This is a genomic window from Streptomyces sp. NPDC014656 (assembly GCF_043084305.1).
Taxonomy (GTDB): domain Bacteria; phylum Actinomycetota; class Actinomycetes; order Streptomycetales; family Streptomycetaceae; genus Streptomyces.
Genome location: NZ_JBIBZN010000005.1, coordinates 348,392 through 363,353 on the forward strand (window position 1 = coordinate 348,392; position 14,962 = coordinate 363,353).

Below are 14,962 nucleotides of genomic sequence, written 5' to 3' on the forward strand. Positions count from 1 at the left end.
CCTAGCCGTGGAACCTGAGCACGGTGGTGAACCCCGCCGCGCCGTCGGCGGAGCCGGTGCCGACCAGCGCGGTGGCGGGTTCCTTGCGCCCGAAGCCCGCCGAGTACCAGCCCAGCGGCGGGTCGCTCTCGCCGCGGTGCGCCCGCCACGACAGCTCCCCGGGCAGGTCGAGCACCGCCGACCGCTCCTCGCCGTCCCGGCTCCAGCGGAGCAGGGCCCGGTTCTCCACCAGCTCCGCCGTGACCGCCGGTCCGAGGTGGAACGCCAGGCGTACCGTCCCGGGCTCGCCGCGCACCTCGTCGACCACCCGCAACTCCCGGCTCGCGGCCGTCAGTTCCACCCGGCGGCGGTGCACCACCCCCGGGTAGCCGTCGTGCTCGGCGCACCAGCGGGCCACGGACCCGCCGGAGGCGTCCGCGACCAGGACGCGGGTGCGGGCGTGCCGGGTCCACAGGAACGGGCCCCCGGAGACCGACTGGTCCTCGCCGCCCCACTGGAGCGTGTTGTGGGCGAGGGTGGACCGGAAGTAGCTCCGCCACTCCGGCTGCCCGTGGTAGCAGTACGTCCCCGGGTCGGCGAGCACGTCGACCCCGTCGTGCCGGACCTCCACGGACAGCGCGTCCGCGTGGGCGTGCGCCGCGATGGACAGGAAGCCGTGCGGACCGCCGTCGCAGCGGCACCAGATCCCGCCGGGACCGCGCAGCACGGTCATGCCCGCGTCGGCGAAGTGGGCCGGCCGGGCCGACGGGCGCCGCACCGCCGGGGCGCCGCCGCCCTTCGCGTACGGCCGGAGGAGCGCCGCCAGGAGCGGGGTGCGCACATCGGTGCCGGTCACCTCGGGCCACCAGGGCAGCCGGCCGAAGACGGCGTCCCCGGTGGCCAGCAGCGAACCCCAGCGGTCGGTGCCCGCCCCGTCCAGGACCAGGCCGTGCCCGTCGTCCGCGTCGCCCTGGCGCGGCGGGCGCAGCCGCCCGTCGACGACGGCCGCGAGCGCGTCCGTCATCCGCAGCAGCACCAGCCGGACCGTGCCGGGGACCGGCACGCCGGCCCGGTCCGCCTCGGCCACCGCGGCCAGGCCGAGTTCGAGGACCAGCCCGTGGTACTCGGTGGCCAGCTCCCGGTTGAGACCGGAGCCGAAGGTGTTGGCGCGCAGCTGCCGCTCCAGCGAGCGCAGCGCCTCGGCCCGCCAGCGCGCCGAGGCGGGGAACCAGCCGAACGCGCAGGCCGCGGCGAACTGCCCGGCCGTCTCGGCGATCACGTGGTTGTTCGCCGAGGACCCCCGGCTGGGGAAGGCGGCCAGCCAGCGCTGGTGGTGCCAGATCTGGCGGAGCGCCACCGGGTTCTCCTCGAACAGCCCGGCCGCGCCCGGCCAGCCGTCGAGCAGCCGCCGGACCCACACCCACGACAGCAGCCGGATCCCCAGCTCGATGCCGCTCGTCCAGTGCACCCCGCGCAGCGGCGCGTTCGCCGCCCACCACGACCGCAGGTGGGCGGCCACGCGCTCGGCGTACCGCTCGTCCCCGGTCAGCGCGTAGGCGGCGGCGAGCACGGTGAGGTACTGGTGCCGGGACAGCTCCCAGATCTGCTTGACGTCCCCGACCGCCTCCTCGTCCCGGTACGGCACGTCGAAGGCGTAGCCCCGCGGGGCGCGGCGCCCCGTCTTCGGGTCGTGCCACCAGTCCGGGGCGACCAGGTCGTCCCGGACCACCCCGAAGAACCCGGCGTGCCCGGCCATCAGCCGGTCCGCCTCGGCGACGAGGCGCTTCGCCGCGTCCGGGGCCACCGCGTCGAGCGCCCCCGCGGGCAGCACCGCGGTGAAGCGGGCGCCGGTCACGCGCGGCACGGCCGGCCGCGCCGACCGCCACCGCCGCCTGCGCACCGTGTCGCCCACCCGGCCGCCGACCTCCCGCGGCCCCATCCGGGACAGCCGCCGCAGGTACCAGCCCGCGCTCGTCGTCATCGGGCCGCCGCCAGCGACACGGGCACTCGGGAGGCGAGGGCCGTCCGCACGGCGAGGGTGGCGGCGGTCGTCGCGACCAGCGACTCCAGCGGCACCGGCATCGGCCCGCCGGTCCGCACCGCCCGGACGAACGCGGCCAGTTCCGCGTTCTGCCCCTTGTCCCGCGCCTTCGGCAGCCGCGAACCCACCCACCCCTTGCGGCGCCCGTCGTACACGGCGGCGCGGACGAAGTCGTCGAACCGCAGCACCCGGCCGTCCGCCACGAGGTCCAGCGTCTCCTTCGGGAAGCCCGGCGCACCGCCGGTGACGTAGCTGATCGTGGCGGTGGACCCGTCCGGGTAGCCCAGCACGACCTGCGGGTCCTCGTTGCCGGGCGGGGAGACCGCGTACACCGAGACCGGGTCGGCGCCCAGCAGCCAGCTCGCCGTGTCGATGAAGTGACCGCCCTCGCCGGCGAACCGCGAACCCTCGGACCCCTGCCGGAGGTACCAGCTGCCGTGGTCGAGCCGGCCGGCGTTGACGAGGTAGCGCAGGGACGCCGGACCGGTCCTGGCGCCGAACCGCTCCTTCGCCTCCCGCAGCAGCGGCGAGAACCGCCGGTTGAAGCCCACCTGCAGACGGTCGTTGCCGGACTTCTCCACCGCCGCGAGCACCCCGGCCAGCTCGTCCTCGGTGAGCGCCAGCGGCTTCTCCACGAAGACCGCCTTGCCGGCGAGCAGCGCCCGCCGGGTGAGTTCGGCGTGGGAGCTGTGACGGGTGACGACGAACACCGCGTCGACGGACGGGTCGTCCAGCACCGCGTCGAGATCGGTGGTGGCCCGGCCGAAGCCGAACTTCCGCCGGGCGTTGGCCGCGGACAGCGCCGTCGTGGTGACGACCGCGGACAGCTCGACCCCCTCGCGCCCCACCAGGTGCGGCAGCAGCATCGACGACGCGTAGTTCCCCGCGCCGACGAACGCCAGCCGCACCGGCCGCCCGGACACCCGGGCCGGGACGGGCCCGCCCGCACCGCGCCGCACCTCGGGCACGGCGACCTCAGGGGCCGCCGCCTCCTCCACGTCCCCCTCCGGGTACCGGAAGAGCACCGCCACGGCCTTCAGTTCGCCGTCCTGGAGGCTCCGGTACGTCTCCACGGCCTCCTCGAAGCCGGCGACGCGGGAGATCAGCGGCTCCACGTCGACGCCGCCCCGGGCGAGGAGGTCGAGGAAGCACGCGAGGTTGCGGCGCTCGGTCCACCGCACGTAGCCGATCGGGTAGTCCCGGCCCTCCAGCTCGTACTCCGGGTCGTAGCGCCCGGGGCCGTAACTCCGCGAGAAGCGGACGTCCAGCTCCTTCTCGTAGTACGCGTTCCACGGCAGGTCCAGGCGGCACTTGCCGATGTCGACGACCCGGCCCCGGTCCCGGCACAGCCGGGCAGCCAGCTCGACGGGCTGGTTGCTGTCCCCGCCGGCCGCCAGGTAGACCTGGTCCACACCGTGCCCGCCGGTCAGCCGGGCGACGGCGTTCGCCACGGCGTCGGAGTCCGGGTCGCCGCAGGCCTCCGCGCCCAGGCGCTCGGCGAGCGCGCGGCGGGCCGGATCGGGGTCGACGCCCACCACCCGGACGCCGGAGGCGGTGAGCAGCTGCGCCACCAGCTGCCCGATCAGCCCGAGGCCGATGACCAGCGCCGTCTCGCCGAGCCGCGGCTCGCCCTGGCGGACGCCCTGGAGCGCGATCGAACCGACCGTCCCGAAGGCCGCGTGCCGGGGCGCGAGACCGTCCGGCACCGGCGTGTAGAGGTTCTTCGGCACCCAGTTCAGCTCGGCGTGCAGCGCGTGCTCGTTGCCCGCGCAGGCCACCAGGTCGCCGGCCTTCACGTCGTCGACCCCCGCGCCGACCTCCTCGACCACCCCGCACAGCGAGTAGCCCAGCGGCGTGTACGAGTCCAGCTTCCCCATCACCTTGCGGTAGGTCGCGGGCACCCCGTTGGCCGCCACGCTCTGCACGACCTTCGCCACCTGGTCCGGCCGGGACCTGGCCTTCCCCACCATCGACATGCCGGCCTCGGAGACCTTCATCAGCTCGGTGCCGGTGGATATCAGCGAGTAGGCGGTCCGGACCAGCACTCCGCCCGGCTTGCACCCGGGCACCGGCACGTCGAGCAGCGCCAGTTCGCCGCTCTTGTAGTTCTGCACTACCTGTTTCACCGAAGTCCTCTTGTCTCTACGCAGTGAGGGAAGGGCCCTGGCCGGCCTTGGAGGTCGCGCCGCGGTACCAGTACTCGAGGGTCAGCACGTGCCACAGATGCTTGGAGTGGTCCCGGTGCCCGGCCGCGTCCTCGGCGACCAGCCGCCGCAGCGCGTCGCGGCGCAGCAGACCGGAGCGGACCAGCTCGCCGTCGTTCACCACCTCGCGCACCAGCGGCGCGAGGTCCCGGCTCATCCAGGCCCGCAGCGGGGCGCTGAACAGGCCCTTGGGCCGGTACACGATCTCCCGGGGGAGGACGGAGGACGCCGCCTCCTTCAGGACGGCCTTGCCCTGCCGCCCGACGATCTTGCGGTCGCCCGGCACGGCGAACGCCGCCCGGACCACCTCGACGTCCACGAACGGCACCCGCACCTCGGTCGACGCCGCCATGCTCGACCGGTCCGTGTAGGCGAGGTTCAGCCCCGGCAGGAACATCCGGGCATCGGCCAGGCACATCCGGTTGACGAAGTCGTCCAGGTCGTTGTCCCCGTACACGTCCGCGTGCTCGGTCAGCACGTCGTCGACCGTCCCGGCCAGATCCGGATCGACCAGGCCCAGCAGCTCGTCCCGGTCGTACATGGTGTAGCTGCGGCGGAAGGCCGTCTCCTCCGGCAGCTCGGCGAAGGACAGGAACCGCTTCGCGAAGCGCACCGACCGGTACCCCCGCCGGGCCGAGGCCACCGGCAGCCGGTCCACCGCCCGGGACAGGCCCCGCCGCACCGGCCCCGGCACCCGCTGGTAGCGCAGCGCGAGCAGGTTCGCCAGGTGCTTGCGGTACCCCGCGAACAGCTCGTCCGCCCCCATCCCCGACAGCATCACCTTCACCCCGGCCTCCCGGGCCGCCGAGCAGATCAGGAAGGTGTTGATCGCGGCCGGGTCGCCGATCGGCTCGTCCAGGTGGTACGTCATCCGCGGCAGCAGGTCGAGCACGTCCGGAGCGATCTCGATCTCGTGCAGCTCGACGCCGAACCGCTCCGCCACCCGCCGGGCGTGGCGCAGGTCGTCCGGCATCGCCTCGAACCGGGCGTCCTCGGCCCGGAACCCGATCGTGTAGGCGGAGATCCCCGGCCGGTCCCGGGCCGCCAGCGCCGTCAGATAACTGGAGTCCAGACCGCCGGACAGGAAGGTCGCCACGGGGACGTCCGAGAGCAGATGGCGCCGGGTCGCATCCTCCACGACGGCGGCCAGGTCCGGCAGCTCACCGCTCCGCGCCCGCTCCCGGCCCTCGGCGGCGACCTCCCGCAGGTCCCAGAACCGGCCGCGCTCCACCCGCCCGTCGGGCAGGCACCGCAGCCAGCTCCCCGGCGGCAGCTTCTCCGCCTCGCGGTACGCGCACCGCGAGTCCGGCACCCAGTAGTACAGCAGCGAGGCGACCAGCGCCGCGTGGTCCACCTCCAGCGAGCCGCCCGTCGCGGCGGCCAGCGCCTTGAGCTCGGAGGCGAACACCAGCCCCCCGCCCCGCCGCAGCAGGAACAGCGGCTTGATTCCCAGCTGGTCCCGGACCAGCACCAGCTCGCCCGTCCGCTCGTCGAAGATCCCGAAGGCGAACATCCCGCGCAGCCGGGGCAGGCAGTCCGTGCCCCACCGTCGCCACGCCTCCAGGAGCACCTCGGTGTCCGACGTCCCCCGGAAGCGGACCCCGGCCGCCGCCAGTTCGGCCCGCAGCTCGGGCGCGTTGTACAGCTCCCCGTTGTACGTCAGGACGAGACCGTCCGAGACCATCGGCTGGGCGCCCGTCTCCGACAGGTCGACGACGGCCAGCCGCCGGTGCCCCAGGTGCACCTCGCCGTCACCGAGCGGACGGCCGTACCGGCCCGCCCCGTCCGGCCCCCGATGGGCGAGGGTGTCGGTGAGCCGGTCCGTCACGGCCTTCCCGTCCGGCCACCGGTACGTGCCCGCGATGCCACACATGTCTACCGCGCCTCCTGGTCGCTGTCCGGGACCCGCCCCGCCCACATCGGCGGCCGCTCCGTCCGCCACCTGCCGATCCCCGCCCGCTCCGCCGGCCGGCCGCTCCGCCCCGGCGACGCGCCGGGCGGCCCGTCCCACAGCGTGCCGTCGGTCCGGTCCCGCGGATCGGGATCGACCAGCACCACGCCGGCCACCGGGATCCGCTGGTCCGCGAGCTGCCGCGCCACCGTGTGCAGCCACGCGGCGCTGCCGTGCCCGGCGCGCACCACGAGCACCGTCCGGGCGCCCAGGTACGGCAGGTCCGCCCACGCCGCTCCGGGCGACACCGAGCCGACACCGATCCGCCGCCCCCGGTGCGACAGATCGGCGGCCCGCTCGCCGTCGACCACCACCGGATCCCCCGGCCGCGGGGCGCGGCCGGCGAGCGGCAGCCCGGGCAGCCCGTCGACGACGACCACCGGCCCGTCCGCGCCCAGCGCCCGGCCGAGGTCCAGGGCGAGCTCGGCCGTACCGCGCGCACAGCCCAGCTCCAGCAGCGACACCGGCTCCGCGGAGCCGCGCACGGTCCGCGCCAGGGACCTGGTGAGCCGTTCGCGCGCGTCCCGCGCGTACCGGCGCCGCCACGGCCCGGCCGGACGCGGCAGCTCCCCGACGACCGAGGCACCGAGCTGCGCCGCGATCTCCCGGCGCAGCACCGGACGGTCCGCCACCACCGTGCCGACCGCCGCCACCGCCAGCCCGAGGACGAGCCCGAGCACGGTGCCGATCGCGGCGTTGACGGCCGCGCTCCGGGGCAGCGAGTGCCGCACCGCGCGCGGCGCGTCCACGACCTGCGTACCCGCGACGAGGTGCGGCGTGCCGATCCGCGCCTCGGCCGCCCGCTGGTCGAAGTCGGAGATGCGCGAGGTGAGTTCGGCCCGGCGGGCGAAGAGCGACTCCATGTCCGCCGACGCCTTCGTCCCCTTCTCGCCGATCGTCCCGTTGACCCGGGCCAGTTCCTCCCGCATCCGGTCGCGCTGGTCGAGCAGGGCCTTCGCCTCGGCGTCCGCGGCCTCCCGGATCCGCCGCACGTGGTCCGCCACGAACGCGTCGGCCAGCGCTCCGGCCCGGGCCACCGCCTCCGCGTCGCTCTCGCCCGAGACCGTGATCTGCAGCAGGTTGTTGGTCAGACCGAGGCCCTCGTAGTCCCGCATGAAGTCCTCGGGCCGCACCGGGGAGCCGAGGTCCCTCAGGGCCGCACCGGCGATCCGCGTGGTGTGCAGCAGCGCCGCGTCGGTGCGGATCAGCGTCCCGGGATCGTTCGGCTGGTCCTCCTGATGCGCCACCAGCAGCTTCACCGTCGCCGTCGGCGGCGGCACCAGCACGAACGCCAGCACCGCGCCGGCCAGCAGGCCGAGCAGCGCCAGGGACGACCAGAGACGGCGCCGCCCGCGCACCGCGACCACCAGCGTGTGCAGGTCGATCAGCGGAGCGGCGGCCACCGGCTCCCCGTCCGTACGCCCCGTCATCGCACACCCCCCACCACGTCCTCGCCCACGGCGGGCACCGGCGCCCCGGCACGGCGCGGCCCGCCGCCCGGCCGTGCCGGACGGGTCCGCACCGCGCCGGCCAGGACGAGGCCGACGACCTCCTGCCCGGCGTCCGCGCACGCCTCGGCGACGCCCGCCAGCTCCGCCGCGGTCCAGCTCCCGGGGCTCACCACGACCACCGCGCCCGACTCGTCGTCACGGTCCGGCAGCAGCGGATGGGCCACCGTCACCCCCACCAGACGCAGCAGGGGACGCCCCCGGTCCGAAGGGCCCGGGGCGGGACCGCCCCCGGCCTCCGCGACCAGCTGCCCGGCGGCCCGGCGGGCGATCTCGTCCCCGTCCGGGACGACGACCAGCAGCCGCCGGGCGGCCGGCAGCCGCTCCCCGAGACGGGCGTACACCCGCCGGTAGCGGATCCGCCGGCCCGACTCGTCGCCGGAGGCCCGCGCCGCCGGGACGTCCCAGCGGACGTCGACGCCGAGCAGCCGGCGGAACCAGGCCCGCGGGCCCCGGCCCTCCGGCCGGTGCACGGGCCGCCGGCCGGCCACGTCGACGCTGCCGACGAGCACGGTCCCCAGGGCCGCGGCGATCTCCGGCTCGGTCCGCAGCCGACGGCTCATCCGCGCGGCGGCGAGGTGACCGACGACCGCGAGGAGGAAGAACAGCACCGCCCCGGCGGCGACGAGCTGCGCCCTCGTCGGCGGCGCCTCACCGGCCGGCCGGGGCGCCGGGCCCATGACGACCATGGTCGCCTTGCCGGACCTCCCCGCGGCCGGATCGGTCTGCTCCAGCTTGGTGAGGGCGTCCCGCAGCGCGGTCCGCAGCTTCTCCAGCTCGGTGCGCGCCTGCACGCTCTCCACCGTCCGCCCCGGGTCGGCCGCGTCGGCCAGCTCGGTGATGCGCCGCCCGGCCCGCTCCACCGCCTTCCGCAGCGCTTCGAGCCGGGTCTCCGCCTCCGGGTCGGTGGTGCCGCCCACGACCCGCGTCGCGAACGCCACGAACTCCCTGGCCGTCAGGTCGGAGAGCCGCTGGGCGCCCTCCGGGGTGCCGGCCGTGCCCGAGATCCTGATGATGTTCCCCTCGGCCGCCTCCGCGCTCAACCGCTCCCGCAGCTCGACGCCGTCGGCCCCGCGCGGGCCGAGCGCGCCCGCCACCCGGTCGACCACCACCGAACTCGTCGCGACCTCCGCCTGGGTCAGCAGCTCGCGCTCCTCCCACGACCCCGGCAGCAGCACCGACACCGAGGCCGTGTAGCGCGGCGGGACCAGCAGCGAGACGCCGTGGCCGGCGAGCGCGCCCACCAGGGCGAGGAGGACGAGGAGCCGCCGGCGCCGACGGAGAATCCGCCCGAGGGTGACCAGGCGTATCGTGTCGTCGCTCAACTGCGCGGCCTCGTCCCTGCCCGGCCCGGGGCGCCCGCGGACAGCGCGGCGGCGTAGGCGGCGAGCAGCGCCCGCTGGGAGTTCCGCCAGGCGAGCGGACCCCCGATCCGCTCCTGGCCGATCTTGCCCATCAGGGCCCGCTTCTCCGGGTCGTCGAGCAGCAGCGCGATGAGCCGCGCGAACTCCCCCTCGTCGTTCGCCGGCGCGTAGACGGCCGCGTCACCGGCGGAGACCCGCGCCTCCTTCAGGTCGAACGACACGATCGGCCGGCCCATCACCATGTACTCCAGGACCTTGTTCATGGTCGACACGTCGTTGAGCGGATTGCGCGGGTCGGGGGAGAGGCACACGTCCGCGGTGGACAGGTAGCGGGCCAGGTCGGCGTCCGGCACCCGCCCGGTGAACCGCACCTGGTCCGACAGGCCCAGCCGCCGGGACAGCTCCACCATGGCGTCGAAGGTGTCGCCGCCGCCGACGAACACCGCGTGCCAGTCGGTGCGTCCCAGCTCGTCGCGCAGCTTCGCGAGGGCCCGCAGGGCGTAGTCGACCCCGTCCTGCGGACCCATGACGCCGAGGTAGCACAGCAGGTGGGGCTTGCCGCGCTTGAGCTCCGGCTCGGCCGGCACGGGGTGGAAGCGGCCGGTGTCGGGCGCGCTGCGCACCACGAACACGTCCTCGGGCCGCCGTCCGCCCCGCCGCACCGCGACGTCCCGGTAGCTCTCGTTCGTGGCGAGCACGACGTCCGCCGCCCGGTAGGTCATCCGCTCCAGCGCGCACACGCCGCGGTAGAGCAGGTCCTCGCCGCGGTCGAAGCGCGACAGGTACAGCTCGGGCACCAGGTCGTGCTGGTCGAAGACGAACCGCGCGCCGCGCCGCTTGAGCCACCGGGCCGGCAGGAACAGCAGGTCGGGCGGGTTGCAGGCGTGCACCACGTCGACCGGGCCGACCTTCCGCGCCAGCCGGGCCGTGTGCCACAGCGCCGCCCCGTACTCCCGCAGGTAGCCGGCCGGGCCGCCGGTGGCCGCGCGCAGCGGGTAGCGGTGGATCCGCACCCCGTCGAGCTCCACCTCCCGCTCCGTGTCCCGCTTGGTCCCCGTGGGACAGATGACGTGCACCTCCCAGCCCGCGTCCCGGAGCGTCGTGCACTCCTGCCACACCCGCCGGTCGAACGGCACCGACAGGTTCTCCACCAGGATCAGCGCGCGCCGGCCGTGCCGGTCGCCGCTGGTCGTTTCACCAAGCAAGGCCCACGTACCCGGGTTCGGCCCGCCGCGCGTCGGCGTCGGGAAGATGGACGAGATCGATGATCACCGGCGAGTCCCCGTGCGGCAGCGCCGCCAGGACGGCCGGGTCCCTGGTCCCGACGAGGCACACCTCGGCGTGGCCGAGCACCTCGTCGACGGAGTCCGCGAGCAGCTGCGCGAGGTGCGGCAGCCGGGTCTCGATGTACTCGCGGTTCGCGCCGAGCAGCCGGGAGAGGTTGACGTTGGCGTCGTGGATCCGCAGGTCGTAGCCCTTGCCGAAGAGCCGCTCCGCCAGCTCGACGAGCGGGCTCTCGCGCAGGTCGTCGGTGCCGGGCTTGAAGGACAGCCCGAACAGGCCCACCCGCCGCTTCCCGGTGCGCTCGACCAGCTCCACCGCCCGCTGCAGGTGGTCGGCGTTGGACGGCAGCACGTGGGAGAGGATCGGCACCGACACGTCGGCCCGCCGCGCCGCGTGGACCAGGCTGCGCAGGTCCTTCGGCAGGCAGGAGCCGCCGAAGGCGAAGCCGGGCCGCAGGTAGGCGGGGCTGATGTTCAGCTTCCGGTCGGCCAGGAAGACGTCCATCACCTGGTGGGAGTCCACGCCGAGCGCCCGGTACACGGCGCCCAGCTCGTTCGCGAAGCCGATCTTGAGGCCGTGGAAGGCGTTGTCGGCGTACTTGATCGCCTCGGCGGTCGGCACCGGCACCCGGAACACCTCGCCGGGCAGCCCCTCGTACAGCGCCGCCACCACGTCGCCGCTCGCCCGGTCGAGCTCGCCGACGACGGTCTTCGGCGGGTCGAAGAAGTCCCGCACGCTGGTGCCCTCGCGCAGGAACTCCGGATTGACCGCGACCCCGACGTCCACCCCGGCGGTGCCGCCGACGTACTTCTCCAGGATCGGCACCAGCAGGTTCAGGCAGGTGCCCGGGAGCATGGTGCTGCGGAACACGACCGTGTGCCGTCCGCCGCGCTCGGCCAGCGCCGCGCCGATCTCCTCGGTGACCCGCTCCAGGTAGGTCGTGCACAGGCTGCCGTTGGGCTCCGAGGGCGTCCCCACGCAGACCAGCGACACCTCGCTGTTCCCGATCGCCTCGCGCACGTCGGAGGTGGCGCGCAGCGCCCCGCTCCGCACGACCCCGGCGACGAGCTCGCCGATCCCCTCCTCGACCACCGGGGCGCGGCCGTCGTTGACCAGGTCGACCTTGACCGGGTTCACGTCCACCCCGACGACCTCGTGCCCCAGGCTCGCCAGGCACGCGGCCGACACGCAGCCCACGTAGCCGAGCCCGAAAACGCTCACCCTCATGACCCGCTCCTCCCCCCGGGCAGGCCCCCACGGCCTGCCGTCCACGTGCCGGCCGGACGACGAACTCCCCGCATCAGTAGGCCCCCTGACCATGGATCACCGCGCGCAGCGTCTTCCACAAGATCACCGTGTCCAGGGCCAGCGACCAGTCCTCCACGTACCGCAGGTCCAGCCGGACCGCCTCCTCCCACGACAGGTCGCTGCGCCCGCTGATCTGCCACAGTCCGGTGAGCCCCGGCTTGACCAGCAGCCGCCGCCGGATGTCCGGGCTGTACGCGGCGGACTCCTCCGGCAGCGGCGGCCGGGGGCCGACCAGCGACATCGACCCGGTGAGGACGTTGACGAGCTGCGGCAGCTCGTCGAGCGAGTACCGGCGCAGCACCGCCCCCACCCGGGTCACCCGCGGGTCGCGGCGCATCTTGAACAGCAGCCCGGCGCCCTCGTTGAGCCCGGCCAGCTCGTCGCGCGCCCGGTCCGCCCCGGCGACCATGGTGCGGAACTTGAGGATGGTGAACTCGCGGCCCTCCTTGCCGACCCTGCGCTGCCGGTAGAAGACCCCGCCCCGGCTGTCCGCCAGGACGAGCAGCCCGACGAGCAGCATCAGCGGCGCGAACAGCAGCAGCAGCACCGCCGCGCCCAGCCGGTCGACGACCTCCTTGACCGCCCGCCGCCCTCCGGTGAAGGCCGGCATGCTGACCCGCAGCAGCGGTATCCCGAGCACCGCGTCGACGTGCAGCCGCGGCCCGGCCACCTCCATCAGCACGGGGGCCACGACCATCTCGGCGTCGCTGCCCTCCAGGTTCCACGCCAGCCTCCGCAGCCGGTTCGGCGACCAGTGCGGGTCCGGGGTGACCGCGACGACCCGGAAGCCGTCGCGGTGCACGTGGTCGGCCACGTCCGCCAGCCGTCCGACGACCGGCACCCCGTCCAACTGGTCGTCCTCGGGGCCGGGTTCGTCCGTCGTGCAGACCGCGTCCACCCGCCATCCGAGGTGCGGGAGCTTACGGGTCCTGGTGATCAGGTCCCGCACCGTGGCCCTGCTCCCGGCGGCGAGCACCGGACGCAGGCACCTGCCCTCCTTCCGCTGCTTGTGCAGCCAGAGGCGCAGCAGGTACCTCGCCGTCATGGTGACGAGCGCGATCGCGGGGATCGCGACGAAGATCCAGAGCTTGATGTTGCGCGAGGTGAGGGCGATCCCGCCGAGCGCCAGGACGACGGTCGCCATGAACAGCGAGCGTCCGAGCCGCCGGAACTCCTCGGCGCCCTGTCCGAGCACCGCCGGAGCCCACGACCGGCTCACCGCGAGCGCCCCCAGCACCAGGAGTTCGGTGCCGAAGGCGAGGATGCCCCACTTCTCGTGCCAGTCGGCCGCGTCCCTGGCTCCGAAGAAGTCGCCGATCGTGGCCACCACGAAGGCGGTGGCCACGGTGTCGCTGGTGATCACGGTACGGCGGTACCGCTGCTCCCAGTCCATCGCCGGCCTGCTGATCTGCCCGTTCGCCGGACGCTCGCGCGCAGACGGAAACGGGCTGAGTAATCCCCCTTGCCGCACAGAACCCCCCAGGTTCCCAGTGGTTCGACGTGGTCGCCTAGCACTGTTCCTCGGCCCGGGAGGCTCGCTCCCTCCCCGCGTGGCGTCCGGGCCGTCACTTCGCAGCCTTGCTGTGCGCGGGGAACCGCCGGCCGCCCGGGCGCACCCCGCACCCGGGAGCCGTCCCGGCCCCCCTGAGAACTATCGCCCCACATCCGGCACCACAGGGCAGAAGTGCAGGTCACGCACTGTGCCGGACGTAAAGATCGTTACTGGTCGACTCGGGCTCGACCATCTGAAGCATGGTCAATCTAGAGCATGGGAAGCGAGTTGGAGAGAGGATGTGTGTAATTTGTGCGTAAGCTTTGAGACTTGATCCACCAGTCGCGCATCAGCCACACGCGCCCTCGCTCCACCACGCTTCCCGCCGGTCACCCGGTCCCCTCGGGTGACCGCCAACAGGCCTCCGCCGGACCGGAGTCGGCCGGATCCGGTGATCTCTCAGACGGTGGTTCCGCCGTCCACCGGGATGCAGGCCCCGGTGATCCCGGCGCCCGCTTCGGAGGCGAGGAGGAGGACCGCGCCGGCCACCTCCTCCGGACGGGTCAGCCGGCCGGTGGCGGTGCGGCCGGTGAAGTGCCGGATCAGCCCGGCGTAGTCGGTCCCCAGGACGCGCGCGGCCTTGGGCCCCTGCTCGGTGACCCAGTCGGTCTCCACGGCACCGGGACAGACGCAGTTCGCGGTGATGCCGTACGGCCCCACCTCCTTGGCCAGCACCCGGGTGAGGCCGATGAGCGCGTGCTTGGCGGCGGCGTAGGCGCACAGACCGGGGTCGGGGTCGCGCCCCTCCATGGAGGAGATGGTGATGACGCGCCCGGAGCGCTGGGGGACCATCCGGGCCAGGGCGTGCCGGGTGGTGTAGAGCGCGGTGTCGAGGTTGAGCGCGAGGGTGCGGTGCCAGACCTCGTCCGTGATGTCCGCGACGGTGGCGAAGTCCGTGGCCCCGCCGACGTTGTTGACGACGATGTCGAGGTGCCCGTAGCGCTCCACGACGGTGTCGACGGCCCGTTCGGCGTCCGGCCGGCGGGTGGCGTCCGCGACGCACAGCGTCACGTCGTCGCCGGCGTCGAGCCGGGCGAGGGCCTGGTGTCCGTGTGCCCCGTCGCGGCCGGTGACGACGACCTGGGCGCCGTGGTGGTGGAGGGTCCGGGCGATGGCCAGTCCGATGCCACGGGTCCCCCCGGTGACGAGTGCGGTCCTGCCGGTGAGGTCCATGGGGTCTCCCGTTCCGGGTCGGGGTGCGGATGGCACAGGGCGAGGGTCACGGTGTGGGGCAGGCCGGGCAGGCGCAGCGGGACGAGGTGCCAGCCGCGCGGGGCGCGGTCCCTTCCGAGGCGGACCACGGCCGGCCGGGGACGGAGGGCGATCTCCACGTCGACGAGGGCGCGGAGCAGCGGCCAGCCGAGCGCCTTGGCGACGGCCTCCTTCGCCGTCCACAGGGCGAGGAAGGCGGCATGCCGGTCCGGCGCGGGACGGGCCTCCAGACCGGCCCGCTCCGCGGGGCCGAGGGCCTGGAGCAGGAGGGCGGGGGACGGCGGACGGGACAGGAACTCGACGTCGATCCCGACCGCCAGGTCCGTGCCCCGGACGACGCCGGCGACCGTCACGGGCCCGCAGTGGGCCGCCGTCAGCCGCAGCGGGGGCAGGCCCTGCCCCGGCAGGAGCGAGGGGCGGCCCCGGTGGTCGGGGGCGAGGCGCAGCGTGCCGGCCTCCCGGTGGCAGCGCGCCGCGACGGCGTGGCGCAGCAGCGCCCGGCCGCGCCCCCGGCCCGGCGCGTCCGGGCCGACGTGCCACCAGACGTCCACCGGGCCGG

At 74.8% G+C, this 14,962-nt stretch carries 10 protein-coding genes; all 10 read right to left on the reverse strand.

Features of this window, described 5'->3' with window-relative positions; all coding sequences use genetic code 11:
- Window position 1 precedes the first annotated feature (1 nt).
- Window positions 2-1,960: an alginate lyase family protein gene (locus ACF1ED_RS15025; protein WP_391760351.1), complete on the reverse strand. Its 1,959-nt coding sequence runs from the start codon at window positions 1,958-1,960 to the stop codon at window positions 2-4.
- Window positions 1,957-4,146, reverse strand: a complete 2,190-nt coding sequence (locus ACF1ED_RS15030; protein WP_391760352.1) for a bi-domain-containing oxidoreductase — start codon at window positions 4,144-4,146, stop codon at window positions 1,957-1,959. Before ACF1ED_RS15030 ends, ACF1ED_RS15025 begins: the two co-directional genes overlap by 4 nt.
- A 16-nt stretch (window positions 4,147-4,162) precedes the next feature.
- Window positions 4,163-6,097 carry an asparagine synthase (glutamine-hydrolyzing) gene (asnB, locus tag ACF1ED_RS15035; RefSeq protein WP_391760354.1) on the reverse strand — a complete coding sequence of 645 codons (1,935 nt, stop codon included), beginning with the start codon at window positions 6,095-6,097 and terminating at the stop codon, window positions 4,163-4,165.
- Window positions 6,098-6,099: 2 nt separating this feature from the next.
- Window positions 6,100-7,605, reverse strand: a complete 1,506-nt coding sequence (locus ACF1ED_RS15040; RefSeq protein WP_391760356.1) for a Wzz/FepE/Etk N-terminal domain-containing protein — start codon at window positions 7,603-7,605, stop codon at window positions 6,100-6,102.
- Window positions 7,602-9,008 (reverse strand): Wzz/FepE/Etk N-terminal domain-containing protein, encoded by a 1,407-nt coding sequence (locus ACF1ED_RS15045; RefSeq protein WP_391760358.1) that lies wholly within the window; start codon window positions 9,006-9,008, stop codon window positions 7,602-7,604. The genes ACF1ED_RS15040 and ACF1ED_RS15045 overlap by 4 nt, the downstream gene beginning before the upstream one ends.
- Window positions 9,005-10,252 carry a glycosyltransferase family 4 protein gene (locus ACF1ED_RS15050; protein WP_391760360.1) on the reverse strand — a complete coding sequence of 416 codons (1,248 nt, stop codon included), beginning with the start codon at window positions 10,250-10,252 and terminating at the stop codon, window positions 9,005-9,007. Before ACF1ED_RS15050 ends, ACF1ED_RS15045 begins: the two co-directional genes overlap by 4 nt.
- A complete protein-coding gene (locus ACF1ED_RS15055; protein WP_391760362.1) occupies window positions 10,242-11,558 on the reverse strand; it encodes a nucleotide sugar dehydrogenase in 1,317 nt (438 codons plus the stop codon). The genes ACF1ED_RS15050 and ACF1ED_RS15055 overlap by 11 nt, the downstream gene beginning before the upstream one ends.
- A gap of 73 nt (window positions 11,559-11,631) precedes the next feature.
- Window positions 11,632-13,110, reverse strand: a complete 1,479-nt coding sequence (locus ACF1ED_RS15060; RefSeq protein ID WP_391760364.1) for a sugar transferase — start codon at window positions 13,108-13,110, stop codon at window positions 11,632-11,634.
- A gap of 480 nt (window positions 13,111-13,590) precedes the next feature.
- Window positions 13,591-14,316 (reverse strand): SDR family NAD(P)-dependent oxidoreductase, encoded by a 726-nt coding sequence (locus ACF1ED_RS15065; protein ID WP_391760728.1) that lies wholly within the window; start codon window positions 14,314-14,316, stop codon window positions 13,591-13,593.
- A complete protein-coding gene (locus tag ACF1ED_RS15070; protein ID WP_391760366.1) occupies window positions 14,199-14,954 on the reverse strand; it encodes a 4'-phosphopantetheinyl transferase family protein in 756 nt (251 codons plus the stop codon). The genes ACF1ED_RS15065 and ACF1ED_RS15070 overlap by 118 nt, the downstream gene beginning before the upstream one ends.
- Window positions 14,955-14,962: the final 8 nt, after the last annotated feature.

What these genes read in the sequence shown, in the direction of transcription:
- ACF1ED_RS15040 (WP_391760356.1), bottom strand. Translation starts at nt 7,605, where the DNA reads ATGACGGGGCGTACGGACGGGGAGCCGGTGGCCGCCGCTCCGCTGATC.
- ACF1ED_RS15055 (WP_391760362.1), bottom strand. Translation starts at nt 11,558, where the DNA reads ATGAGGGTGAGCGTTTTCGGGCTCGGCTACGTGGGCTGCGTGTCGGCC.
- ACF1ED_RS15025 (WP_391760351.1), bottom strand. Translation starts at nt 1,960, where the DNA reads ATGACGACGAGCGCGGGCTGGTACCTGCGGCGGCTGTCCCGGATGGGG.
- asnB (WP_391760354.1), bottom strand. Translation starts at nt 6,097, where the DNA reads ATGTGTGGCATCGCGGGCACGTACCGGTGGCCGGACGGGAAGGCCGTG.